Annotated in this window: 27 protein-coding genes; 10 read left to right on the top strand and 17 right to left on the bottom strand. The window is 68.0% G+C overall.

Annotation, left to right across the window (positions count from 1 at the left end):
• Positions 1-13 precede the first annotated feature (13 nt).
• Together AC5P7A_RS10620 and AC5P7A_RS10615 are read right to left on the bottom strand one after the other, a co-directional pair.
• On the bottom strand, positions 14-703 hold the full coding sequence (locus tag AC5P7A_RS10620) for an ABC transporter ATP-binding protein (RefSeq protein ID WP_004137569.1): 690 nt from the start codon (positions 701-703) through the stop codon (positions 14-16).
• Between the two features lie 102 nt (positions 704-805).
• Positions 806-2,053, bottom strand: coding sequence for an efflux RND transporter periplasmic adaptor subunit (locus tag AC5P7A_RS10615; RefSeq protein WP_495220123.1), 1,248 nt, complete (start codon positions 2,051-2,053; stop codon positions 806-808).
• A 211-nt stretch (positions 2,054-2,264) separates the two neighbouring features.
• Here AC5P7A_RS10615 and AC5P7A_RS10610 point away from each other — a divergent pair, with 211 nt between their 5' ends.
• From AC5P7A_RS10610 to AC5P7A_RS10600, 3 genes are read left to right on the top strand one after another with little or no spacing between them, the layout of a single operon-like run.
• Positions 2,265-2,393 (top strand): hypothetical protein, encoded by a 129-nt coding sequence (locus AC5P7A_RS10610; protein WP_257473236.1) that lies wholly within the window; start codon positions 2,265-2,267, stop codon positions 2,391-2,393.
• Positions 2,390-3,613, top strand: coding sequence for a sensor histidine kinase (locus AC5P7A_RS10605; protein ID WP_032956229.1), 1,224 nt, complete (start codon positions 2,390-2,392; stop codon positions 3,611-3,613). The genes AC5P7A_RS10610 and AC5P7A_RS10605 overlap by 4 nt, the downstream gene beginning before the upstream one ends.
• Positions 3,610-4,212, top strand: a complete 603-nt coding sequence (locus AC5P7A_RS10600) for a response regulator transcription factor (protein WP_014645643.1) — start codon at positions 3,610-3,612, stop codon at positions 4,210-4,212. Before AC5P7A_RS10605 ends, AC5P7A_RS10600 begins: the two co-directional genes overlap by 4 nt.
• Positions 4,213-4,768: 556 nt before the next feature.
• Here the strand turns inward: AC5P7A_RS10600 and AC5P7A_RS10595 are convergent.
• The 10 genes from AC5P7A_RS10595 to AC5P7A_RS10550 all read right to left on the bottom strand — a co-directional run bounded on the left by AC5P7A_RS10595 (position 4,769) and on the right by AC5P7A_RS10550 (position 13,274).
• Entirely contained in the window at positions 4,769-5,305 is a 537-nt protein-coding gene (locus tag AC5P7A_RS10595; protein WP_049441850.1) for a cytochrome b, read from the bottom strand.
• Complete coding sequence (locus AC5P7A_RS10590; protein ID WP_032961465.1) at positions 5,302-6,405, bottom strand: catalase family peroxidase; 1,104 nt, start codon at positions 6,403-6,405, stop codon at positions 5,302-5,304. Before AC5P7A_RS10590 ends, AC5P7A_RS10595 begins: the two co-directional genes overlap by 4 nt.
• 136 nt (positions 6,406-6,541) lie before the next feature.
• Entirely contained in the window at positions 6,542-7,909 is a 1,368-nt protein-coding gene (locus AC5P7A_RS10585) for a leucyl aminopeptidase family protein (RefSeq protein WP_049408696.1), read from the bottom strand.
• Between the two features lie 3 nt (positions 7,910-7,912).
• A complete protein-coding gene (locus AC5P7A_RS10580; protein ID WP_049441851.1) occupies positions 7,913-8,632 on the bottom strand; it encodes an HAD family hydrolase in 720 nt (239 codons plus the stop codon).
• Between the two features lie 74 nt (positions 8,633-8,706).
• Entirely contained in the window at positions 8,707-9,174 is a 468-nt protein-coding gene (locus AC5P7A_RS10575) for a hypothetical protein (protein WP_032961458.1), read from the bottom strand.
• Positions 9,175-9,265: 91 nt separating this feature from the next.
• Positions 9,266-10,375, bottom strand: coding sequence for an AI-2E family transporter (locus AC5P7A_RS10570; protein WP_032961455.1), 1,110 nt, complete (start codon positions 10,373-10,375; stop codon positions 9,266-9,268).
• Between the two features lie 67 nt (positions 10,376-10,442).
• Positions 10,443-10,898, bottom strand: coding sequence for a hypothetical protein (locus AC5P7A_RS10565; RefSeq protein ID WP_014645650.1), 456 nt, complete (start codon positions 10,896-10,898; stop codon positions 10,443-10,445).
• Entirely contained in the window at positions 10,895-11,365 is a 471-nt protein-coding gene (locus tag AC5P7A_RS10560; protein WP_014645651.1) for a phage holin family protein, read from the bottom strand. Before AC5P7A_RS10560 ends, AC5P7A_RS10565 begins: the two co-directional genes overlap by 4 nt.
• Positions 11,366-11,373: 8 nt before the next feature.
• A complete protein-coding gene (locus AC5P7A_RS10555) occupies positions 11,374-11,739 on the bottom strand; it encodes a hypothetical protein (protein WP_004153835.1) in 366 nt (121 codons plus the stop codon).
• Between the two features lie 101 nt (positions 11,740-11,840).
• Positions 11,841-13,274 (bottom strand): Do family serine endopeptidase, encoded by a 1,434-nt coding sequence (locus AC5P7A_RS10550; protein ID WP_014645652.1) that lies wholly within the window; start codon positions 13,272-13,274, stop codon positions 11,841-11,843.
• A gap of 490 nt (positions 13,275-13,764) precedes the next feature.
• Here AC5P7A_RS10550 and AC5P7A_RS10545 point away from each other — a divergent pair, with 490 nt between their 5' ends.
• Entirely contained in the window at positions 13,765-14,646 is an 882-nt protein-coding gene (locus tag AC5P7A_RS10545; RefSeq protein WP_495220122.1) for a histone, read from the top strand.
• Between the two features lie 107 nt (positions 14,647-14,753).
• Positions 14,754-15,440, top strand: a complete 687-nt coding sequence (locus AC5P7A_RS10540; RefSeq protein ID WP_014645654.1) for a hypothetical protein — start codon at positions 14,754-14,756, stop codon at positions 15,438-15,440.
• A gap of 15 nt (positions 15,441-15,455) precedes the next feature.
• Here AC5P7A_RS10540 and AC5P7A_RS10535 read toward each other — a convergent pair whose 3' ends face one another.
• The gene (locus AC5P7A_RS10535) at positions 15,456-15,815 is read right to left on the bottom strand and encodes a DUF1428 domain-containing protein (RefSeq protein ID WP_014645655.1); all 360 of its coding nucleotides are present in this window, start codon (positions 15,813-15,815) and stop codon (positions 15,456-15,458) included.
• A 276-nt stretch (positions 15,816-16,091) separates the two neighbouring features.
• Between AC5P7A_RS10535 and AC5P7A_RS10530 the strand changes: the two genes are divergently transcribed.
• Both AC5P7A_RS10530 and AC5P7A_RS10525 read left to right on the top strand, forming a co-directional pair.
• Positions 16,092-16,664, top strand: a complete 573-nt coding sequence (locus AC5P7A_RS10530; protein ID WP_014645657.1) for an OmpO family porin — start codon at positions 16,092-16,094, stop codon at positions 16,662-16,664.
• 198 nt (positions 16,665-16,862) lie between these two features.
• Positions 16,863-17,546 carry a response regulator transcription factor gene (locus AC5P7A_RS10525; RefSeq protein ID WP_032961444.1) on the top strand — a complete coding sequence of 228 codons (684 nt, stop codon included), beginning with the start codon at positions 16,863-16,865 and terminating at the stop codon, positions 17,544-17,546.
• Between the two features lie 6 nt (positions 17,547-17,552).
• Here AC5P7A_RS10525 and AC5P7A_RS10520 read toward each other — a convergent pair whose 3' ends face one another.
• A complete protein-coding gene (locus AC5P7A_RS10520) occupies positions 17,553-17,942 on the bottom strand; it encodes a DUF6165 family protein (protein ID WP_010486915.1) in 390 nt (129 codons plus the stop codon).
• 178 nt (positions 17,943-18,120) lie between these two features.
• Between AC5P7A_RS10520 and AC5P7A_RS10515 the strand changes: the two genes are divergently transcribed.
• A complete protein-coding gene (locus AC5P7A_RS10515; protein ID WP_495220121.1) occupies positions 18,121-18,819 on the top strand; it encodes a TorF family putative porin in 699 nt (232 codons plus the stop codon).
• On the opposite strand, the gene AC5P7A_RS10510 is transcribed toward AC5P7A_RS10515, so the two are convergent.
• Positions 18,816-19,964: an MFS transporter gene (locus tag AC5P7A_RS10510; protein ID WP_329768298.1), complete on the bottom strand. Its 1,149-nt coding sequence runs from the start codon at positions 19,962-19,964 to the stop codon at positions 18,816-18,818. The two genes, AC5P7A_RS10515 and AC5P7A_RS10510, sit on opposite strands and share 4 nt — an antisense overlap.
• Positions 19,965-20,107: 143 nt before the next feature.
• Between AC5P7A_RS10510 and AC5P7A_RS10505 the strand changes: the two genes are divergently transcribed.
• A complete protein-coding gene (locus AC5P7A_RS10505; protein ID WP_032961439.1) occupies positions 20,108-20,995 on the top strand; it encodes a LysR family transcriptional regulator in 888 nt (295 codons plus the stop codon).
• On the opposite strand, the gene AC5P7A_RS10500 is transcribed toward AC5P7A_RS10505, so the two are convergent.
• Positions 20,964-21,431, bottom strand: coding sequence for a YehS family protein (locus AC5P7A_RS10500; protein WP_014645662.1), 468 nt, complete (start codon positions 21,429-21,431; stop codon positions 20,964-20,966). The two genes, AC5P7A_RS10505 and AC5P7A_RS10500, sit on opposite strands and share 32 nt — an antisense overlap.
• Before the next feature lie 123 nt (positions 21,432-21,554).
• Here AC5P7A_RS10500 and AC5P7A_RS10495 point away from each other — a divergent pair, with 123 nt between their 5' ends.
• Complete coding sequence (locus AC5P7A_RS10495; protein WP_014035694.1) at positions 21,555-22,307, top strand: SDR family NAD(P)-dependent oxidoreductase; 753 nt, start codon at positions 21,555-21,557, stop codon at positions 22,305-22,307.
• 90 nt (positions 22,308-22,397) lie between these two features.
• On the opposite strand, the gene AC5P7A_RS10490 is transcribed toward AC5P7A_RS10495, so the two are convergent.
• Positions 22,398-23,294, bottom strand: coding sequence for an SPOR domain-containing protein (locus AC5P7A_RS10490; RefSeq protein ID WP_495220120.1), 897 nt, complete (start codon positions 23,292-23,294; stop codon positions 22,398-22,400).
• Positions 23,295-23,306: the final 12 nt, after the last annotated feature.

Here is a 23,306-nt window from a genome sequence, read left to right as displayed (position 1 = left end):
GCCGTGGCCTCCGTCAGTGGGCCAGCGGCGCGTCGGCCAGCTCGCCCTTGTCCAGGTGCACCGTGTGCGTGGCGTACTCGGCGGCCTTCGGGTCATGGGTGACCATGATGATGGTCTTGCCATGCTCCCGGTTGAGCTGCTGCAGCAGGCCGAGGATCTCCTCGGCGGACTGGCGGTCGAGGTCGCCGGTCGGTTCGTCGCAGATCAGGAAGGTCGGGTCGGAGACGATCGCCCGGGCGATTGCCACGCGCTGCTGCTGGCCGCCGGACAGTTCATTCGGGCGGTGGCTGCGGCGGTCGGCCAGGCCGACCAGGGTCAGCGCGATCTCGGCGTTGCGGCGGCGCTGCGCCGCATTGAGGTGGGTCAGCAGCAGCGGCAGTTCCACGTTCTTCTGCGCGGTCAGCATCGGCATCAGGTTGTAGAACTGGAACACGAAGCCGACGTGGTGGCTGCGCCAGGTCGACAGCTGGCCGCCGCTCATCTGGTCGATGCGCTCGCCCTCGATGCTGATCTCGCCGCCGCTGGGGTTGTCCAGGCCGCCGATCAGGTTGAGCAGGGTGGTCTTGCCCGAGCCGGACGGGCCCATCAGCGCGACGAAGTCGCCGCTGGCGATGTCCAGGTCGATGCCGTGCAGCACCTGCACTTTCTCGGGGCCACGCTGGTAGGTCTTGGTGATGTTGCGCAGTGAAACCAGGGTCGACATGGGTGGTTCTCCACGGAAGGCGGGAAACGGGGAAGCGCCACGGCAGGGGCCGCAGGCGTGCGTCGAGCGGTGCTGCCGGCGGCGCCCGTGGGCGCCAGGCCGCTACTGCGCTTGTTTCTGTTGCACCTTGGCGCCATCGCGCAGGCTGTCCGGCGGGTTCAGCACCACCGATTCACCTGCGCTCACGCCCTTGAGGATCTGGCGGTCCTTGCCCATCGCCTGGCCGGCCTCGACCGTGCGCTGCTGCACGCGGCTTTCGTCACCCAGCACGAAGGCAACCGAGGCGCCCTCGCGCTGGACCACGGCGCCCGCCGGCACGCGCACGCCCTGCGGTTTGGCGGCCGCCTGCGGCTGCGCCTGTTCCAGGAAGCTGACGCGCACGCCCATCTCCGGCACGATGCGCGGGTCCTTCACCTTCAGCGCCACGCGCACCTTCACCGTGGCCTTGCCGCGGTCGGCGGTGGGGATGATGGCGATCACCTCGCCCGGAATCTTCCACTCCGGATAGGCGTTGAGCGTGGCTTCGACCGGCATCTTCGGCTGCACGCGGCCGATGAAGGCCTCGCCGACCTCGACTTCGATCTCCAGCGAGTCCATGTCGACGATGGTGCCGATGCCGGTACGGGTGAACCCACCGCCCGCCGACAGCGGCGAGACGATCTCGCCGGGCTGCGCGGCCTTGGCAGTGACCACGCCGGAGAACGGCGCGCGCACGATGTTGTTGTCCACGCCCAGATCGGCGATGGCCAGCTGGTCGTTGGCCACCTTGACGTTGCGCTGTGCGGTGTCCAGCTGTGCACGCAGGCTGTCACGCTGGGCCACCGCCTGGTCGTACTGCGAGCGCGACACCAGCTGCTGGCCGACCAGTGCCTGCAGGCGGCTGGCTTCAGCGGCCGCCTGCCTCTGCTGCGCTTCCAGCCCGGCCACCTGGCTGCGTGCGGCCTGCAGCTGCGAGGCATACAGGCTGCGCTGCGCGTCGGCATCGATCGGGTCCAGGGTGGCCATGATCTGGCCCTGTTCCACGCGCATGCCTTCCTCGATCATCACCTCGCGCACCTTGCCGGTGATCTTGGCCGATACCGTGGCCATGCGCCGGGCGACCACGTAGCCACTGGCATCGAGCACCGAACTGCTGGCGCTGCCCTGCTGGATGGCCACGGCGGGGGCGGTTTCCACGTCCACTGCCGGCGTACGCCCGAACAGGGCGAAGCCGACAGCGGCCAGCAACAACACGACCAAGATGATCGCGATCCACAGCCAGCGGCGGCCACCGCCACTGCCGCCGGAGGCGGGCGGCGGCGATTTGCGGTCGATACGGAGTTCCTTCAACAGCTCGGCAGAAGCGTTCATTCGTTCCATCACAGGCGTTTGGGCGGGTGTGGCCGGAAGGGCGGACGGCGGCGGTTCCGGCGGTTCCGGCGGTGGAGCGTGCGGCACAGCATGCAGGCAGGCACAGCGATGACGGCAGTGACAGCTGTCACCCGATGACACTGACGGCGGCAACTGCGAAACGTGACCACGGCGGCACAGGATGGCAACGTCCCCGCTACCGGTACCGCCCATGGATCCGATCACCCCGTCGCTGGCCCGCCACAGCCGCGCCGCCAAGCGTACCGTGATCCGCGCTCGGTTGCGCCGGTGCCGCCCGGCCGGTGGTGGCGCCTGCGCGCAGGCGGCTGAACTGGCATGATCGGCGGCGATCGTCCCCGCCTGGAACCGCCCGTGCCGTCGACATGGCTTGCCTCGCTGCTGCGCCCCGCGCCGGACTCGGCGGTGGCCGATACGCTGCGCCGGGGAAAATCGCCCTGGAGCGAGGCAGTCCACCTGCTGTGGTCGGTGTGGATCTTCCTGACGCCCTTGCTTGGCCACGGCTTCACCCTGCGCTGGCTGCTGCTGACGCTGGCCAGCTATCCGGTGTTCCTGCTGCTGTACGCCAAGGTGATGGTGGCGCCGCGCCATCACGCTCCGCGCTATGCGCTGGGCCTGATCGCGATGTCGCTGGTGCTGCTGCCCTGGTATCCGTCCGGGCTGACCTACTTCGTGTTCGGCTGCGTGCTGCTGCGGGTGAGCGGACGCGGTGGCTGGTGGCAGTATCTGCTGCAGCTCACTGGCCTGAACCTTCTGTTCTGCAGCCTCGCGCTGCTGTTCCAGTACCCGTGGCAGAGCCTGGTCTGGATCCCGGCCGTGTCCTACATCGTGGGGCTGGTCGTGAACGTGGAAGCGCTCAACCAGCAGAAGGATGCGGCACTGCAGCTGTCGCAGGACGAGGTGCGGCGGCTGGCGGCCACTGCCGAGCGCGAACGCATCGGCCGCGACCTGCATGACCTGCTCGGCCACACCCTGTCGCTGATCACATTGAAGCTGGAGCTGGCGCGCAAGCTGCACGACCGCGGCGACGCGCGCGCGCGGCTGGAGATCGGCGAGGCCGAGGCCATCGCCCGCGAAGCGCTGGCACAGGTGCGCAGCGCGGTTACCGGCATCCGCGCCAGCGACCTGGCCGGTGAGCTGGCATCGGCGCGGCTGCTGCTGGAATGCCAGCAGGTCCACCTTCAATACGCACCACCACCGGCGATGCCGGTGGATGTCGAACGCGGGCTGGCGCTGGTGCTGCGCGAGGCCGCAACCAATATCGTGCGCCATGCACAGGCGACACAGGCACGGGTGGAGTTCATGCTGGAGGGACGCATGCTGGCGATGCAGATCCGCGACGATGGCCGTGGCGGCGTGCAGGCCGAGGGCAACGGGCTGAGCGGCATGCGCGAACGCGTGGCCGCCCTGGGGGGCAGCCTGCAGGTACAGTCCGCAAAGGGCGAGGGCACGCGACTGACCGTGCGCGTGCCACTGGCTGCCGCGACCACACCGTTGCCGCCGGGAGCGCCGCCGTCGCTGGCACAGGACGGTGCCGCATGATCCGCATCCTGCTGGCCGAGGATCAGGCGATGGTGCGCGGTGCACTGTCGGCGTTGCTGGGCCTGGAGCCGGATATCGAGGTGCTGGGCAGCGCCGCCGATGGCGAAACCGCGTGGCGGATGCTGCAGCAGCTGCAACCGGACATCCTGGTCACCGACATCGAGATGCCCGGCCTGTCCGGGCTCGAGCTTGCCCAGCGCATCGCGCGCCACGAGCTGCCGATCAAGGTGGTGATCGTGACCACCTTCGCCCGCGCCGGTTTCCTGCGCCGCGCGCTGGAAGCCGGCGTGCTGGGCTACCTGCTGAAGGATGCACCGGCCGAGAACCTGGCCGATGCCCTGCGCAAGGTGAAACAGGGCATCCGTGCGATCGACCCGCAGCTGGCACTGGATGCGTGGTCGCAGGCCGATCCGCTGACCGACCGCGAGCGCCGCGTACTGCGGCTGGCGGGCGAGGGCCGCACCGCCAGCGAGATCGCCGAACAGCTGGGGTTGTCGCACGGTACGGTGCGCAATTACCTGTCCGAGTGCATCGGCAAGCTGGGCGTGGCCAACCGGATCGAGGCGTACCGGCTGGCGCGGCAGAAGGGGTGGTTGTAGGGGCGTCCTGCTGTTCCCGGTGATTTCGTTTCCGCGACCACGGAGGGATGTCACTTTCTTTGCGCGCAAAGAAAGTAACCAAAGAAACGCTCCGCCGGCCGCGAGCCGGCGTGCTTCGCACGCCGGTGCCCTGCGCTCCTCGGTCCGTCGAGGGACGGCGCGGGAACTCGCTGCGCTCAGACACCCGCACCTCTTCGCCCTCGCCGGACCTGCGGTGCTCGGCTCGCTCAAGGCGGACTGGAAGGTCAAGATCAACGGCAACAGCATCCACGCATGGCGTGGATCTACTGGGTGCAGCTGTCGCTCTTGATGTTGGGTCCGCCTTGAGCGAGCCGAGCATCGCAGGGGAATCAGGGGCGAAGAGGCGCCGGTGTTTGAGCGTAGCGAGTTCGGCGCCGTCCCCTGATTCACCGAGAAGCACAGGGCACCGGTGCGCAGCACCGGCTCGCGCTCTGGCGGCGCGTTTCTTTTGGTTACTTTTCTTTTCGCGCGAAAAGAAAAGTGACACCCCCCGCGGTCGCGGAAACAATCCGCCGGGAACGCCCGGCGAATCCTTTCAATTCTTCCCGCGCGCCATCGCCTGGAACACCCCGTCACGCCGCACCCACAGGTGGAACAGCGCCGCACCCACATGCATCAGCACCGTGGCAAACAACACATAGGCCAGCAGGCTGTGCGCATTGCGCAACGCGGCATACAGCGCCGGGGTATGCGGCACGATCGGCGGCAGGTGCAGGCCACCCCACAGCACGATCGGGTAACCGCCGGCCGACAGCATCGCCCAGCCGATCAGCGGCATCGCCAGCATCAGTGCGTACAGCATCCAGTGCGAGGCCTTGGCCGCCATCACCTGCCACACAGGAAGATCCGCCGGCAGCGGCGGTGGGCGATGACGCAGCCGGTTGTACAGGCGCAGCAACACCAGTACGCCGATAGTGATGCCCAATGGGCGGTGCAGGTCGATCAGCATCGGTCGCAGGTGCAGCGAGGCGACCATGGTCACGCCAATGAACAGCATGGCGACGATCATCAGCGCCATGGACCAGTGCAGCACCCGCGCCAGCAGGTTGAAGTGGCCGTTGCCGGTGCTCATCGTGCGGCCTCCTTCCGTTGCTCGACGTTGCCGGTGGCGCGCTCGCGTTCGCGGCGGTTGAAGGACTGCGAATACACGGCCGAGCGGGCCGCCAGGATCGGATCGTCACTGCCGCGCACGCCGCTGGGCAGGATCAGCGGATCGAAATTGATCTGCCCGCAGGCGCCCTGTTCCTGCGACTGCATGCGGTCCAGGCTGAGTACGCCGGCCACTACCTGATCACGCGATTCGGGCCACGGTACCGACGGATCATCGATGGCATCGCCCGGCTCGGCGGTGGTCACGACCAGGTTCCAGCGCACCGGGCCGCTGGCCAGGCGCTGCTGCAGTTCCTGGCTGAGGAAATCGACGCTGGCCTGCTTGCGGGTTTCCGCATCCATCTCCACCACCGGCGCCTGCGGCTGCCAGCGCCAGCGCACCGCGCGCTTCTGGCCCTGCGCATTGGTGAACCAGAAGCTGTTGACGCTGTTGAAGGTGGTGTCGGCCCAGCTGCTGGTCCACGGCGCGGTCTTGGCCCACTGCTGGAAAGCCTGCGCACTGGGGTATTTGGCCAGCACCGCGGCCATCTTCTGCGGATCGGGCTTGCCGGTGGCCGGGTCGGGAATGGAGGCGCGGGTCTGCTCGTAGAACGCCTCTGCGCTGGGCACGGCGAAGAACGGGAAGCTGTTCATCGCCATGCGCCATTCCTGGCCATCATCGCTGACCATCTGCACCGCGAGGCTGCGCACGCGTGCGGTGTTGTCGGCGCCGTAGGGGTCGCCGCCGCCGATCGACAGGCGGCCCATCACTGGCACGCGGCGTTGCGAGAACACCCGTGCGCTGGACAGGGTGGGGGCCTGCGCGCTGGGTTCGAACCAGCCGCTCACGCAGATGCCCTTGCTGTGCGCGCGGCGGAAGCCCGGGTGGGCCGGGCCGGTGGCCTCGATGGTGTCGGTGAAGCGCTGCGCGGTCAGGCGGTTTCCAATCCAGCCGGCCAGCCAGGCGAAGGCCAGCGCGACCGCACCCAGAATGAGTGCGATCAGTGCGATCCAGAGCAGGGGTGAATGCTTGCGTGGCGCGCCCGGCGTCTGGCCAGCGCGGGTGTAGCGGAAGAGCGACATGGTCGGAGTCCTGCCTTCACGGAGCGTGTGGGTGGTCGACCCACACATCCTCGCAGAACCCGGCCGGGGCCGAAATTCAATTTTTCGTCAGATTTTCCGGGGACGGGGTGCCGACCAACGGTCGGCACCCACCCGATCAGCTGTAGCGCTGCTTCAGCATCGCCCACGCCGAGCGCAGCGCCAGCGCTTCGCCACCGGCCGGACGGCCCGGGCGCTCGCCGTCGTTCCAGGCATACACATCCAGGTGCGCCCAGCGCTGGCCGTCTTCCAGGAAGCGTTCCAGGTACAGCGCGGCGGTCACCGAGCCGGCCATGCGCGAACCGGCGTTGGCCAGGTCGGCGATGCCGCTGCTCAGGTAGCGCAGGTAGGGGCGCCACAGCGGCATGCGCCAGACCGGGTCGCGGGTCGCGTCACCGGCCTGCAGCCACTGCTGGGCCACCGTGTCGTCGTTGCTGAACAGTGCCGGCAGGTCCGGGCCCAGTGCGATGCGCGCGGCACCGGTGAGGGTGGCGAAGTCCAGCACCAGGTCCGGCTTCTGCTCACCGGCGAAGGTCAGCGCATCGCACAGGATCACGCGGCCTTCGGCATCGGTGTTGTCGATCTCCACGCTCAGGCCCTTGCGGGTGGCGATCACTTCGCCCGGGCGGAAGGCATCGGGACCGATCGCGTTTTCCACCGCCGGCACCAGCAGGGTCAGCCGCACCGGCAGCCCACGTGCCATCACCAGGCCGGCAAGGGCCAGTGCATGCGCGGCGCCACCCATGTCCTTCTTCATGTTGCGCATGCCGTCGGCCGGCTTGATGTCCAGCCCGCCGGTATCGAAGCACACGCCCTTGCCCACCAGCACCAGCGCCGGGTCGGTTTCCCTGCCCCAGCGCAGCACGACCAGACGCGGCGCACGATGCGAAGCGCGGCCCACGGCGTGGATGGCCGGGAAATTCTGCTTCAGCAGTTCGTCGCCGGTAATCGCCTCGACCTGCGCACCATGTGCATCGGCCAGCGTGCGTGCGGCGTCTTCCAGCTGCTGCGGGCCCATGTCTTCGGTCGGGGTGTTGACCCAGTCGCGCACGCGCAGGCTGGCGGCGATCAGGTCGGCCACTTCGCCGGTCGGCGAGGCCACCAGCTGCGCCGGTGCGCGGTTGCGCTTGCGATAGCGGTCAAAGCGGTAGCTGCCCAGGCCCCAGCCCAGCTGCAGCAGCGCCAGTTCGGCGGCCGGCAGTTCATTGGCCAGCTGCCAGACGCTGCCTTCCGGCAGCGCGTGCGGCGCATGCGCATAGCTGTAGGCATCGGCACGATCACCCACGCCCATCACGGCACCGGCCAGGCCATCGGCGCCCGGCAGCAGTGCCACGCTGTGGGCGCCGGCGTTGAAGCCCTGCGATGCCAGCCACGCCTGCGTGGCAGCCGGCTGGCTGTCCTTCCAGGCGGCGAACTGCTCGCGGTCCAGCACGTACAACGGCAGCGCCGCAGCGGTGTCGGCGGTGAAACCAGTGATCTCGCTCATGCGTCAGGTACTCCGGGGTGCGGCGGCGTCGAGGTTGGCATCCAACCAGTCGGCCAGGCCGGTAAGGGTGTCGAACTGCAGGTCCGGCTGCAGCTGCGGATGGGTCCAGGTGGCTGCGTCGCGGTTGATCCAGCAGCCGCGCAGGCCGGCGGCAATCGCCCCGGCCACGTCCATGTCGGCATGGTCGCCGACGTGCAGCACCTGCGCCGGTGCCACACCCAGGCGGGTGCACGCGGCATGGAAGATGCTGGCTTCGGGCTTGGCCGCGCCGTGTTCGCGCGAACCCAGCTGGAAGGCGAAATGATGGGCCAGGCCGATCCGCTCCAGGTCGGCGTTGCCGTTGCTCAGCGCCGCCACCGGTACCCGTGCGGCAATGCGCGCCAGCGCGTCGATCGCATCGGGATAGCACTCCACCTGGTTGCGCGCGGCGTAGAACACTTCATACGCAGGCTCCAGCAGATCGAGGCTGGCACCGCTGGTGTGCAGTGCTTCGTGCAGGGTCAGCCGGCGCAGCGCACTCAGGTCGTGGTGGAGGTGCGGATGGGCGTGGTACAGCCGCTCGCGCAGTTCGCGCATCGCCTCCACCGGATACATCGCGGCGGTAGCGGGGCTGTGTTCGCACATCCAGGCGTGCAGGACCTGTTCGATGCGGGCGCCGATCGGAGCGAACGGCCACAGCGTGTCGTCAAGGTCGAGGGTGATGGCTTGGACGGGGAAATTCACCTCGCCATTCTACCCCTGCCCGCGCGGGCTTTCATGCGGCGCGGCGGGCGGGTGGGCACTGTGGCTGGGCCGGGTCAGCGCAGGTTGTACGAGCAGGCGATGGTGGTCTGGCCGTCGAACTGCTGCACGTCCAGGTTGTGCCGCCCAACTTCCTTCGTGTAGGTGCCTGCCACCGGGTCGGACATCTTCGCCAGTGCCGCGACCTGTTCCACACTGGCCGAGCTGAAGTACGCGGTGAAACTGTCGATGCCATCCTCGCCGCTGTCGCCGTCATAGGACTGCAGCCGGTTCACGGGCTGGCCCAGCACCATCAAGGGCGTGGTCAGCCGGAACTCGCCGCTGGATTCGCCGTCCTGCGCCCTTGCCGGGGCCGGTGCCAGCATCCGGGCCATGGCGTCGAACTGCATGGGCGTGAGGTGCCGCTTGCAGGTAACCGCCTCAGCAAGCTGGGTGCGCGCCTGATCGGCAGTCGGCGGTGTCGCGGCGAACGCGGGAGCGGCAATGCAGGCCAAGGCAAGGCAACGCGTGGCGAGAGAGTTCATACGAGCGGATCCATCCGGGTAGGGCGCCATAGTCTGCCACTTCGTCCCTGTTTCTGGTTCCGCCACCTGCGTCCATCCGTTGTTGATGCCGTCACTCCAGCAGGCGTGCCCAGCCCTGCATGCCATCCAGGCGTGCCAGCACCAGCTTGATGCACACCAGCAGCGGCACTGCCAGCAGCAGCCCGATCATGCCCCAGGCCCAGCCGAACACCATCAGCGCCAGGATCAGCACCAGCGGCGACAGCTTCATCCGACGGCCCAGCACGATCGGGGTCACCATCTGCCCTTCCAGGGTGTGCAGGCCCAGGTAGGCGGCGGCCGGCAGCAGGGCCTGCAGCGGGTCGCGGAACTCGACGAAGCCCATCAACAGCATCAGCGCCACGCCGATCAGCGGACCCACGTACGGGGCGAAGTTCAGTAGTGCAGCCACCGTGCCCCACAGCAGTGCTTCCTGCAGGCCGATGCCGAGCAGCATCAGCACGCCGGCGAACACCAGCCCGACCAGGGTGTTGATGACGCTGATGGTCAGCACGTAACGCGAGACCTCCCGTTCGATCGAACGCAGGATGTCGGTGGTGAACCGCTGCTGCTGGCGGTTCGGGAACAGGGCGATCGCTGCGCGCTGCAGGCTCTGCCCGTAGATCATGAAGAACAGGGTCAGCAGCACCACCGCCAGCACCGACGCGGCCAGGCGCGGTGCACGGGTCAGCATGCGGTATGGATCGTCCAGCTGGGTGCGGATCACCTGCACCTTGTGGTTGCTGTCACCGCCGGCCACGCGGGCGAAGTTTTCCGCCGCCTGGTTGGCCTGCTGCACCGGCTTGGTCAGGTCCTGCACCTGCCGGGCCACCTTGCGCAGCTGCTGCGGTGCTTCCTGCGCCCATTCCATCGCCGGACCGATCAACTGCACCGCCAGCGAACCGGTCACGCCCAGCCCGGCGCCGAGGATCAGCAGTGCGCCCAGCGCGCGCGGAATCCACAGCTTCTGCAGCAGGCGCAGGATCGGGTTGCCGACCAGTGCGAAGAACATCGCCAGCAGCACCGGCAGGATGATGTCCTGCGCGGCCCACAGCGTGTAGCCCACCGCCAGGGTGGCCAGGACCACCAGCGACATCGGCCCGCGTGGACGCGACGGGGGCGGCAGCGGCGCCTCCGCACCCTGCGGATCGGCTGGTGACGGGGACAGGAGGGACTCGCTCATCGACGCACCAACCGGGAAGGGGAGCGCATTATCCGCCGGCCGCGATCGGCGCGGCGGAGTGCGTGGATCAACGTTCGGACAGCTCGGTGGCGGCTTCGGCCGGGCGCGGTTCGCGCGGTTCCGGTTCGGGTTCCGGGCGGGGGGCAGGTGCCGGCCGTGCGTTGGCGGCGGAGGCCGCCGCCTGTGCCTGTTCGCTGGCATCGTCGGCTTCTTCGGCCGCGTCGTCGGCGGTCGCTGCAGCCTGTGCCGCCATCGCCGTGGCGAACGCCGCCTGGGCACTGGCGAACAGGTTCGAGACCGAACCGACCATCTGCAGCCAGCGCGCACCGTTGACCTTGCCGGGCACTTCCAGCTTGCCGGCGATGAAGCCACCGGCCAGGCCGACCACCACGATGCGCAACGGCGACCAGCCCTTTCGCCAGACGTCGCTGAGCGTGGACCAGTGGTCCTGGGTCTCGCCCAGGCGCACGGTCACCACCTGTTCGCAGCGTTTCACCCGCCGCTGCAGCGCGCCGAACTTCATGGCTTGCCCTCGGGCAGCTGCACGCCGGCATCGGGGTCGTCTTCGCTGGGCTCGTCGAACAGGCCCAGGCGTGACAGCTGGCGCCGGGTGGCATGCATGCCGGTGTGATGGAAGAAGTAGGACACCCGCCAGATCGCGTAGCCGGTGACGGCCAGGCTCAGCAGCGAGGTGATCAGCAGCGCCTGCAGCCAGCTAAGGCCCCAGCTCTGCAGCAGGGCGATGAGGGTGGCCGCCATCAACAGCCAGGCCGAGGCACCAAATACGATCGCCACGCCGGCCCAGGCCAGCGCACGGCCGAAGGCGCTGCGGGCCAGGGCGAAGTCGGCCGAGGCCAGTCGGCGCAGCGAGCGCACGGTGTGCTTGGCCGAATCGGCGGCGGCACGACCGGCCGCGCCGACCTGGCGGATGCTCTCATCCAGCGGCGGGGTGGCCGCCGGATCAGGGGCTTGCGCGTTGTCTTCGCTCACGCCGCGGCTTACTTGTCGCTGCTGCCGCGGGCCAGCTTGGCGATGATCCAGCCGGCAGCGAAGGCGACGCCGAACGAAGCCAGCGGACGCTCACGGATCAACTCGGCGGCGCTGTCGATCAGGTCCTTGCCCTTGTCCATCAACGCGTCAACCTGTTCCTTGGCAGCGGCACCACCGAATTCGGCGGCGGCCAGGCCAGACAGTGCGCTGTCGGACAGTTCGGCCTTGACGTTGGCCTTGCCGATGCGCAGCTCGTCGGTCGCGGCACCGGTTGCGCCCTTGATCGCACCGCCGGCGGCCGTGGCGGCCTGCTTCAGGTGGGAACCGGCTTCACCCAGGTGTTCCTTCAGGTTCTCGGTATTGGTGGGGCTCATCGAATCACTCCTGTTGCGATGGGGGAACGGGTGTCGGCGGTGCCGACCTGGACTGACAGCAATAGCATTGCCGGGGTATAGGGGGTGTTACGGCAGGGCGATCAGCGCATCACGAGCTGGCCCTGCTGCTGGCCATTGTTGCGCAGCACGCGCACCACCAGGGTCGGCGGGCGCTGCTGGAAGTTGGCGCGCCAGCTGGCCAGGTCGGCGAATTCACCCACGGTGGCGTCGGTGATGATGTCGCCCTGCTGCAGGCCGTTGCTGGCCGCGCGGCTGCCACGCTTGACCTCGCTGACCAGCACGCCGCCGACACCCGACTGTCGCAGCGACTCGGGCAGGTCGACGAAGGTGGCACCGGTCAACCGCGGGTCCAGGCTCTCGCCGGTGACCGCACGCGCCTGTTCCTTCAGCGTGGCCTTGATCTGCACGGGCTTGCCTTCGCGGCGTACGTCCAGCGTCATCGGGCTGCCGACCGCAGCCAGGCCTTCCACGTTGTGCAGGGCTTCGGCGCTGTCCACGCGTTGCCCGTTGGCCGAGACCACCACGTCGCCCGGCTTCAACCCGGCCGCGGCGGCCGCCGAACCGGCCAGCACGCGGGTGATCAGCGCACCGCGCGTTTCGCCCAGGCCCAGCCCCTGCGCGATCTGCGCGGTCAGGTTCTGGCTCTCCACGCCCAGCGTGCCGCGTACCACCACGCCGTGCTTGACCAGCTGGTCGACCACGCTGCGCGCCAGGTTGGACGGAATCGCCAGGCCCAGGCCGATGTTGCCGGCCATGCTGCCCTGCGGGTTGAAGCTGGCGGTATTGATGCCGACCAGCTGGCCCTGCAGGTCGACCAGGGCGCCACCGGAATTGCCGGGGTTGATCGACGCATCGGTCTGGATGAAGTTCTGGTAGCCCAGGCCACGGATGCCGCTGCGGCCCACCGCCGAGACGATGCCCGAGGTGACCGTCTGGCTGAAGCCGAACGGGTTGCCGATGGCCACCACGAAGTCACCGACCCGCAGCTGGTCGCTGTTGCCGAGCTTGATGTCGGTCAGGTTCTGCGCCGGGATGCGGATCAGCGCGATGTCGGTATCGCGGTCCGAACCGAGGAACTCGGCCTTCACCGTGCGCCCGTCGGCCAGTGTCACCTGCACGTCATCGGCGTTGTCGATGACATGGTGGTTGGTCAGCACCAGGCCTTCCTTGGCGTCGATGATCACGCCCGAGCCCAGCGATTCGTTGATGCGCTCCTGCGGGATATCCGGGAACAGGCGGCGGAAGAACGGGTCGTTGAAGAACGGGTTGCGCACGCGCACCACCTGCTTGGTGTTGACGCTGACCACGGCCGGCATCGCCTTTTCCAGCATCGGCGCCAGCGAAGGCACCGCCTGTCCGGCCACCGCGGCCGGCAACGCGGCGGTGGTCGGCAGCACCGCTGGCAGCGGTGCTGCATCGGCACGGTTGTCCAGGTGGGCATTGATGCCGGTGGCAACGAAGCCACCGAAGGCGGCGGCGATTGCGAGCGTAAGCAGGGTGGGAAGCGGTCGCATGGTTGTCGGTTCGCTGGCGTGGGTGGGGGCGGTTCGGCCCTACGGTAAAACAAGCTGAATGAGTGTGTCGCGATCTGGATAAATGCGCCATGAAAACCGCAGGCCGCGAAAGGCGAGTGAGGAGGCTGACAGCATGGCTGTGGCGACACCGCACAGGCGACGCCTGCACCACCGAAGACGATCGCCGGGGGCGCCGACACAGACCGATACCTGCGCAGTTCCGCGCAACCGGGTGCCGCAATGCGCCACAGCACGCATCGGATGCCGCGTCCGTGCAACGGCACGCAACGGCCATCTTCGACCACGCGCTTGCTGTGGCGTAGTCCTTAAAAAAAGGGGTTTCCTGTGAACCCGCCGCTTCTGCGGCAGTGGTGGGCTACACCATGGCCGTCGCATCAGATGCGATTGCGGGCGCGTGCCCCGTTCCACGATCGTCAATGTCGGTATAGCATCGCCCCGTTTTGATACTTAAGGCCCCCAGGAGGGCAACATGAGCAACGGTAATGGTGTGTCGGTCGTGACCGACGCCGTCGAGAACGTCAAAGAAGCCGCCACCAACGTTGGCGAGACCATCGCCCACGCCGCCGAAGACGCCGTGAAGTCGGTCAAGAAGACCGTCAAGCGCGCCACCAAGGCGGCCGGTACCCGCGTTGCCAAGGCCAAGAAGGCCGTGGCCAAGGTCGAGAAGACCGTTGCCAAGAAGGCCGACAAGGCCGCCAAGTCGGTCGGCAAGACCGTTGCCAATGCCAAGAAGAAGCTGGAAGCGGCCAAGAAGAACGCCAAGGCCGAAGCCGCTGCCCTGAAGAAGGAAGTGGCCAAGAAGAAGGCCGCTGCAGGCAAGGCTGTGACCAAGAAGGCCGCTGCCGCCAAGAAGACCACCAAGGCTGCCGGCAAGAAGGTCGCCACCGTGAAGAAGGCCGCCACCAAGAAGGCCGCCGTCGCGAAGAAGACCGTTGCCAAGAAGACCGCGGCCGCCAAGAAGGTGGTCGGCAAGAAGGTCGCCACCGCCAAGAAGGCTGTGGCCAAGAAGACCGTCGCCGCCAAGAAGGTCGCCGGCAAGAAGGCCGTGGCTGCGAAGAAGGTTGTCGGCAAGAAGGTTGCCGTCACCAAGAAGGTCGCCACCAAGAAGACCGCGGCCGCCAAGAAGGTTGTCGGCAAGAAGGCTGCCGTCGCCAAGAAGGCCGTCGGCAAGAAGGCCGCCGTCGCCAAGAAGGCTGTCGGCAAGAAGACCGCCGTCGCCAAGAAGGCGGTGGGCAAGAAGGTTGCCGCCACCCGCAAGACGGTCGCCAGGAAGGCTGCGCCGCTGAAGAAGGTCGCCGCCAAGAAGGCTCCGGCCAAGAAGGCCGTGCGCAAGGTCGCCAAGCGCAAGTAATCGCGCCGTGACCGAAGGCCCTGCCACCCACCGGGTGGTAGGGCCTTTCGCGTTTCTGGGGCGCTACCTGGGGCAAGATGCAGGTTCTTCCCGCCGGAGCCCCGACCATGCGCGGTATCGACTTCAGTTCCTGGCAGGGCGTGCTGTCCACGTTGGCCGGCCTGGTCCTGATCACCCTGCTCGGCGTCGGCATCCGCCTGCTGGTGATGCAGACCCTGCAGCAGCGCCGCGAGCGCGAGAACCGGCAGATCAACGAACGGCTGCGCACGCTGATGGCCGCCTACAAGACCCTGGGCGGTTCGTTCACCGGCGAGCTGGGCGTGGATCCCAGCCATCGTCGCGACCTGCGCCAGCGCGAAGATGCCGACGGCATCGCCGAGCCGCGCTCGGACCGTGCGCGGCGCATCCGCGATGCGGTCGAGGCCGCGCTGTCGGACATCCTGCTGCTGGGCACCGACGAACAGGTGCGGCTGGCCACGCGTGCCGCCAACGAACTGGCACAGGGGCGGCCGGTGCATACCCACGAACTGGTGGTCTCGCTGCGCGACTTCGTGCGCGAAGCGCTGGATCTGGCCCCGATTCCGGCCGATCTGCAGATTCCACCGCAGGGGCCGACCCGGCCCGTTGCCAGTGGTGGCGGCAAGGGCCGTAACGACGGCGATGCCAAGGGCGGCCGTGCAGGCGGTGGCGGTGGTGGTGGAATGGGCGCCGGCATGGGCGGCATGGGCCTCGGTGCCGGCGCCGCACTGGGCGCCGGCCATGCTGCTGCCAGCGATGAAACGGACGCGCGCTGAGCACGTCCGCCGGGTTCAGCGCGTCAGCTCGTAGAGCGGCACGAAGCCGCCGTAGATCATCCGCGCGCCGTCGAACGGCATCGGATTCTTCGTTGGATCAAACCGCGGGTCCTCCATCATCTTCTTCATGCCGGCGTCGCGGGTCGGCTTGTCCGGCCATTCGATCCAGGAAAACACCACCGTCTCATCCGGCGTGGCTTTCACCGCGCCGAAGAAGTCGGTGGTCTTGCCGTGCGGCACGTCATCGCCCCAGCACTCGACCACGCGCAGCGCGCCGTACTCGATGAAAACGGGATCCCCTGTGCGTGCATGGGCGAGGAACTTCTCCTTGTTGGCGGTGGGCACCGCCAGGACGAAACCGTCGATGTAGCTCATTGCCTGCCTCCGGATGGACCGTGCCACATGCACGGCCTTCAGGTACACGACGAACCAGGGGATCGGGGATCGACAACGGTGGACGGTGAAGAAACCTGAAAATGCACGCGCGCCGCGCGCGTATGCCAGACGCAGCCTGAATCAAGCCAAAAAATTCAGCAATGCGAAGACCGCTGTTTTCAGGGAGCGTTGTGGCGAATAACGGAGAATTTACATTCCCGATGCGATGGCGCCCTGGCGCTGCTGCACACCATAAGAAAGTAAAGGTGTACCCCCATGAAGAATTCGCTGATTGCTCTGGCCCTGGCCGCTGCCCTGCCGTTCACCGCTTCGGCTGCTGAGAACCTGTCCTACAACTACGCCGAAGCCGACTACGCCAAGACCGACGTTGAAGGCATCAAGGCCGACGGCTGGGGCGTGAAGGGTTCCTACGGCTTCCTGCCGAACTTCCACGCCTTCGGCGAATACAGCCGCCAGGAAATCGACCACACCAACCTGAAGGTTGACCAGTGGAAGGTCGGTGCCGGCTACAACGTTGAAATCGCTCCGAGCACCGACTTCGTTGCCCGCGTTGCCTACCAGAAGTTCGACCGCAAGCACGGTCTGGACTTCAACGGCTACAGCGCTGAAGCCGGTATCCGCACTGCCTTCGGCGCCCACGCCGAGGTCTACGGCATGGTCGGTTACGAAGACTACGCCAAGAAGCACGGCGTCAATCCGGATGGCCAGTGGTACGGCCGCCTGGGTGGTCAGGTCAAGCTGAACCAGAACTGGGGCCTGAACGGCGAGCTGAAGATGAACCGCCACGGCGACAAGGAATACACCGTCGGCCCGCGCTTCAGCTGGTAATTGCTGCCTCGGCGCGATTGCGCGCTGGAGACGCCCCAACAGGCCCGGCATTTGCCGGGCCTGTTGCGTTTGCGCCGTGGCAAACCGGAATGCTGTCTGACTGGCGGAATGCGCGGGCCAGCCATTGCAAGGAATTGGATTCCGCCGCTGCGGGCACCGACCTACGTTGGATGTCCCATGTTGCCTGGACATGCCGCAATGCCGCTGACCCTCCCGCCTCTGCTGCCTGATCGGCCACGACGCCTGGCGCTGCTGGACCCGCACCCGGTACTGCGGTTGGGCGTGGAAGTGCTGCTGCGCCAGCACGCGGGTGTGCAGGTACGGGTGAGCCTGTCCAGCGAGGCGCACCTGCTGCACCTGCTGGAGCGCAGCCCGACGTGTGTCGACCTGCTGCTGATCGATGCGTTGCCCATGGGCGACCTGGGCGATGGGTTGGCCCTGTTGCACGTGCTGTCGCAGCGCTGGCCGGCACTGCCGGTGCTGGTGCTCTCGGCACACTGCAATGCCAGCACGGTGGCCACCGCGATGCGTGCCGGTGCGCGCGGCTTCCTGTCCAAGTCGACGCCACCGGACGTGTTGCTGCGTGCCATTGATGTGGTCGCCCGGGGAGGGCGCTTCGTGCCACCGGAGCTGCGCGCGGAACTGAACCTGCCGGGCACGCGTGCACGCAGAATGCCGGCCCCGGCACTGGTGCCGTTGAGCCAGCGCGAACGGGAAGTGCTCGGGCTGGTGCTGAAAGGGGTCAGCACCAGCGAAATGGCCCTGCGATCGGGGCGTTCAGCCAGCACGATCAGCTCGCAGAAAACCTCGGCCTACCGCAAGCTCGGCATCCGCGGGGACGGTGACCTGTTCCGCTTCCGCCACCTGCTGGAATGCGGATGAGCGGCGTTACTCGCCCTGGTACTGCTTCTCTTCCACCAGTGCAGAACCGGCCACGCGGTTGATCTCGTTCTTCACCTGCACGCGCTCGCCATTGGTGCCATAGACACCGCGTGCCAGCTGGATGAATGCATCATCGAACACCTGGGCCGCTTCCTTGTCGCGCAGCTGGTCCTGGATGTCCCACATACGCTCGTTGATCGCCTTCAACTGCTGCTGCAGCGCGGCCAGGGCCGGCTGTGCCTGCAGCTGCTGCTGCAACAGGGGCAGCAGGCCGTCCAGCTCGGTGCGCACGTTGGCCAGCTTGGCGGCATCGTCGATGCGCTCGGCCTTGATCTGGAGAATGGTGATCTTGTCGATCAGCTCGCCGATCGATACCGGGGTCAGGATGGCGTCCACGCGGTTGGTTCCTGGAAACAGGGCGCCATGATACCGCGCCGCTGGCGCATGGCCCCGATCCACGGGATTTACGCCGAATTTGCGCCGCGGGCCGGGCCGCACCCTCGATCCGTTACGGCCACGCGCTGGACACTGCCGTCCCGGCGGCGTGACCGCCTTCGACGAGGAACACAGTGCAGTGAACAGCAAGGGGACGATGGCGGCGGTGGTGGCCGCCCTGGCAGGGCTGCTTGGCATGGGCAGCGCGCAGGCACAGGTGCAGGTCAGTGGCAGTGCGGCCTTGACCAGTGACTACGTGTGGCGCGGCAGCTCGCAGAGCGATGGTGACCCGGCGGTGCAGGCCGGCGCGAAGATCTCGATCCCATCGGGCTGGTACGCCAGCGTGTGGGGGTCCAACGTCTCGTTCAAGCCGGACAATGGCGCGCGCAGCGAGTTCGACCTGGTGGCGGGCTGGTCCGGCGCGCTGGCACCGGACTGGACGCTGGATGCGAACCTGACCCGCTATGTGTATCCGGGTACCGGTCGTGCGCTGGACTGGACCGAACTCAACACCACCGTGACCTGGAAGCAGCGCGCCTGGCTGCAGGTCGCGCATTCCAACGATGCGTTGGCCGGTGGCCATCGCGGAACCTATGCCCAGCTGGGCGTGCGTGTGCCGTTGCACGAACGCGTCCGCCTGGAAGCAGCGGTGGCCCAGTACTGGCTGGCCACCGCGCAGGGCCCGGATTACCTGCATGGCCAGCTCAGTGCCATTGCCACGCTGACTCCGGCATGGGAGCTGCGCGCCACCGTGCATGACACCGACAGCGCGGCCAAGCGACTGTTCCCGGGCAATGCCGGTGGACGCTGGGAGCTGGCGCTGCAGGGCAGCTTCTAGTTCGACGATGCCGCCTGGCGCGCGCGCAGCGCGCCGGGCAGCCACAGCAGCAGGGCCAGCACGGCCACGGCGGCACCGGCCACGCAGACGCCGGTCCAACCGTAGCGCTGGTAGACCTGCGCCGACAGCAGCGAACCCAGCGAGCCGCCGATGAAGTAGCCGGTCATGTAGCCGGCATTGAGGCGGTTGCGCGCCGCGGGCTGCAGCGCATAGATCAGGTTCTGGTTGCTGACGTGCAGCAGCTGTGCGGCCAGGTCCAGCACCACCACGCCGATCAGCAGCGCCAGCAGCGAGTGGGCCGACAGCCCCAGTGGCAGCCACGACAGCAGCAACAGCACCAGCGCGATGGCAGTGGCGCGTCCGGTCTGGCCGCGGTCGGACATGCGCCCGGCCAGGCCGGCCGCCAGCGTGCCGGCTGCACCGACCAGCCCGAACAGGCCGATGGTGGCATCGCTGTAGGCGTACGGTGGCTGCGCCAGCAGGAACGCGAGCGGGGTCCAGAAAATCGCGAACATGGCAAAGCTGCAGGCACCCAGCAGGGTGCGCTGGCGCAGCACCGGCTCCTGCACGAACAGCACGCCGATCGAGCGCAGCAAGGCGAAATAGCCCAGGCCGGCGCTGTGGTGGAATCGCGGCAGGCCGCGCTGCAATGCCAGTGCGGTCAGCACCAGGGTGCCGGCAGCGATGGCATACACCAGGCGCCAGTCACCCAGGCTGGAAAGCAGGCCGGCCACGGTACGCGCCAGCAGGATGCCCAGCAGCAGGCCACTCATCAGCGTGCCGACCACGCGGCCACGATGTTCCGGCGCGGCCAGCGTGGCCGCGAACGGCACCAGCACCTGTGCCACCACCGAAAACAGTCCGGTGATTGCGGTCCCGACCAGCAGCCAGGCCAGCGACGGCGCGCAGGCACTGATCACCAGGCCACCGGCCGACAGCAGGCTCATCACCACGATCAAGCGGCGGCGCTCGAACAGGTCACCCAGTGGCACCAGCAGGATCAGTCCGGCGGCATAGCTCAGCTGTGCTGCGGTAACCACCATGCCGACCTGGCCGAACGGCACGCCGAAGGCATCTGCGATGGTGTGCAGCAGCGGTTGCGCATAGTAGTTGCTGGCCACGGCCACGCCGGTGGCGACCGACATCAGCAGCACCTGCCAGCGGTGCAGAGGGGGAAGGGAGGGGCTCACGCGGTGTTCCAGGAAGCGGGGTGCACAGTGTCCGCCTGCTGCGGTCATGATGGAAATGAATCATCATCATCCTTGTCATCTGAAAACAAGATAGCTGGATGAACCTCAAGCAGCTCGAGTTTGCCGTCGCCCTGGCCGAGGAGGGCAATTTCACCCGTGCCGCCGAGCGCTGCCACGTGGTGCAGTCCGCGCTCAGCCACCAGATCGCCCACCTGGAACAGGAACTGGGTGCCACGCTGTTCGAGCGCCTGCCACGCCAGGTGCGGGCTACCGCCGCCGGCGAGGCGTTGCTGGTGCACGCACGCCAGGTGCTGGCCAGCCTGCGCCACCTGCGCGCCGACGTGGCTGCCGTCAGTGGCGAAGTGCGTGGCCTGCTGGCCATCGGGCAGATTTCTTCGCTGACCGACATCGACGTCGTGGCGATGCTGGCGGCCTTCCAGCGGGTGCACCCACAGGTGGAGTTCCAGCTGCGCGTGGACAAGAGCGAAGACCTGATCGCACAGGTGCAGTCGCGCGCGCTGGATGTGGCACTGGTCGGCCTGGCGCCGTCGGCAGCGCTGGAGGGCGTCTGCCACCAGGTGCTGCAGGAGGAGGATCTGGTAGCGGTACTGGCGCCGTCGCACCGGCTCGCCGGGCGCACGCGGTTGCCATTGACCGCACTGCAGGATGAAGCGCTGGTCGACTTCCCGCGCGGTACCGGTGCGCGCCGGCAGACCGACGATGCCTTCGCCGCCGCTGGCCTGCCGCACACGGTGCGTTTCGAGGTCAACCTGATGGAACTGGTCGAGCGCTTCGTCCGCCACGGATTGGCGGTCGGCATCGTGCCGGCGTTGATCGCCGAAGGTTTCCAGGGCGTGGTTCAGATTCCACTGCAGCCGACCCCGACCCGGCGCGTACACCTGGTCTGGCAGCGGCTGCCGACGCCGGCCGCGCGCGCCTTCGTCGAGGCCGTGCTCAGCCGCGCAGGCGCAGGCTCAGGCCCTTGAGGAAGTTGCGCAGCATCTGGTCCAGGCAGCGCCGGTAGTTGGTGTGCCCGGGCTGGCGGAACAACGCACCGACTTCCGACTTGGACACGTTGAAGCCGGCGCTGGCGAAGATCTCCATCAGGTCCACGTCGCGCAGCTGGAAGGCCACGCGCAGCTTCTTCAGCACCAGGTTGTTGTCGATGCGCGTTTCCACCGCACGCTGCGGCTGGCTCTCGTCGCGACCGCGCAGGTGCACGATCAGGCCATCGAGGAAGTGCGCCAGTGCGCTGTCGTTCATCGCCTCGAAACCGGCTTCGTCCTCGCGGCGCAGCCAGGCCTTCACCTGCTCGGTATCCACGGCGAAGGCCGGGTCGGCCATCTGGCACAGGGTGACCACGTGCTGGTCACCCAGGTCCAGGGAGTAGCGCACGCTGCGCAGGACATCATTGTTGATCATGGCGCAATTGTACCGGTCACCCCGGCACGTGGGGTCGCCGCCCCGGATCTGGCCGATCCGGCAACACGGGTGCTGCCGGACGGTGCCAGAATGGGGATCTGGTTTTCCCCCTGGAGTTGCCTGATGACCCGCACTGTCCTGATTACCGGCGCCACGTCCGGCTTCGGCGCCGCCGCCGTCCACCGCTTCGCCCAGGCCGGCTGGAAAGTGATCGCCACCGGCCGCCGCGGCGAACGCCTGCAACCGCTGGTCGAGCGCTATGGCAAGGACGTGGTGCACGCCGCCGCCTTCGACATCCGCGATCCGGTGGCGATGGAGGCGGCCCTGCTGGCGCTGCCGCCGGCCTTCGGCGAGATCGACCTGCTGGTCAACAACGCCGGTCTGGCGCAGGGCACCGCACCGGCACAGAGCGCCAGGCTGTCGGACTGGACCACGATGATCGACACCAACATCACCGCGCTGGTGACCCTGACCCACCGCCTGCTGCCGCAGCTGGTGGAGCGCAAGGGCGCGATCATCAACATCTCGTCGGTGGCCGGCGTCTACCCGTACCCGGGTGGCAACGCCTACGGTGGCACCAAGGCCTTCGTCAGCCAGTTCTCGCTGGGCCTGCGTTCGGACCTGCACGGCACCGGCGTGCGCGTGACCACGATCGAGCCGGGCATGGCCGAGACCGAGTTCACCGTGGTCCGCACCCATGGCGACCAGAATGCGTCGGACAAGCTGTACAGCGGTGCCAATCCGATGACCGCCGAAGACATCGCCGAACAGATCTTCTGGGTGGCCACACTGCCACCGCACCTGAACATCAATCGCCTGGAGCTGATGCCGGTCAGCCAGTCCTTCGCCGGGTTCCAGGTCGCCCGCGAGGGCTGACGCCGTGTGTGGAGTCGAGCCATGCTCGACTCGGCAGAAACAAAAAAAGCCGGGCAATGCCCGGCTTTCTTCATGCAGTCCCGCAGAACGTCACTGCGCCTTGATGGCCATCGCCTGCAGGCCGGTGCCATCCAGCTTCTGCTTCGCTTCAGACAGTTCGCCGGCGCTGCCGTACGGCCCCATGCGCACGCGATACACGGTCTTGCCGTTGATCTGCGCCGACTCCACGCGTGCCGCCAGGCCCATCATGGCCAGCTTGGCCTTGGTGGCTTCGGCGTCGCCGGACGCACCGAAGGCACCTGCCTGCAGGATGTAGCGGGCGTTGTCGGCGGGCGCCGGTGCGGCAGTGGTCGCCGGCGCGGTGGGCGCGGCTTCCGCGCGCGGCGCGGGGGTGGCGGCCGTGCTGGTCGACGCCGGTGCGGTGCTGGCCGGCGGGGTTGCCGCGGCCGGGCGCTCGCTCAGCGGTGCCGGCAGCGGACGGTTGCTCGCGGTCACCGGTGCGGTGCTGGCGACGCTGGCCGTTGCGGTCGGTGCCGGCGTGGCCGTGCTCGCCGGCGGCACCGGCTTGCCCTCCAGCGCGGCCTGCGCGCGCGACGCTTCGGCCTTGGCCCGGCGCTGGTCCTCGGCACGCGCGCTGGCGGCCAGTTCGGCGTCGGACATTTCCACTTCCTTGCCCGGCAGCAGGGTGTAGAAGTCGTACTGCGTCGCCGCGGGCTTCTCCGGTTCGGCCGGCTTCGGCGTGGCCGGCTGCGCGGCTGGCTGGCTGCCGACATCGCTGTCTGCATCACCAACCGGGGCCGGCTGCGCGTTCGGGTTCGGCTGCGGACCGGCGCGCAGGAAGCCGTCGCCTTCGCCCTTGAACAGGTTCGGCGCCGCCAGGAACACCACGGCGGCGATCGCCACACCGGCCACCAGCCACACCCATCCGGGTGTGCCCTGGCTGCTGCTGTTGCGTCGTGCCTGGGTTTTGCCGCGTCGTGCTGCCATGTGTACTGCGTC

This window comes from Stenotrophomonas sp. YJH_SMC_65 (assembly GCF_059369475.1).
Note: the sequence above shows the minus strand (reverse complement) of the source record. Positions and strands in the feature narration are given on the sequence as shown.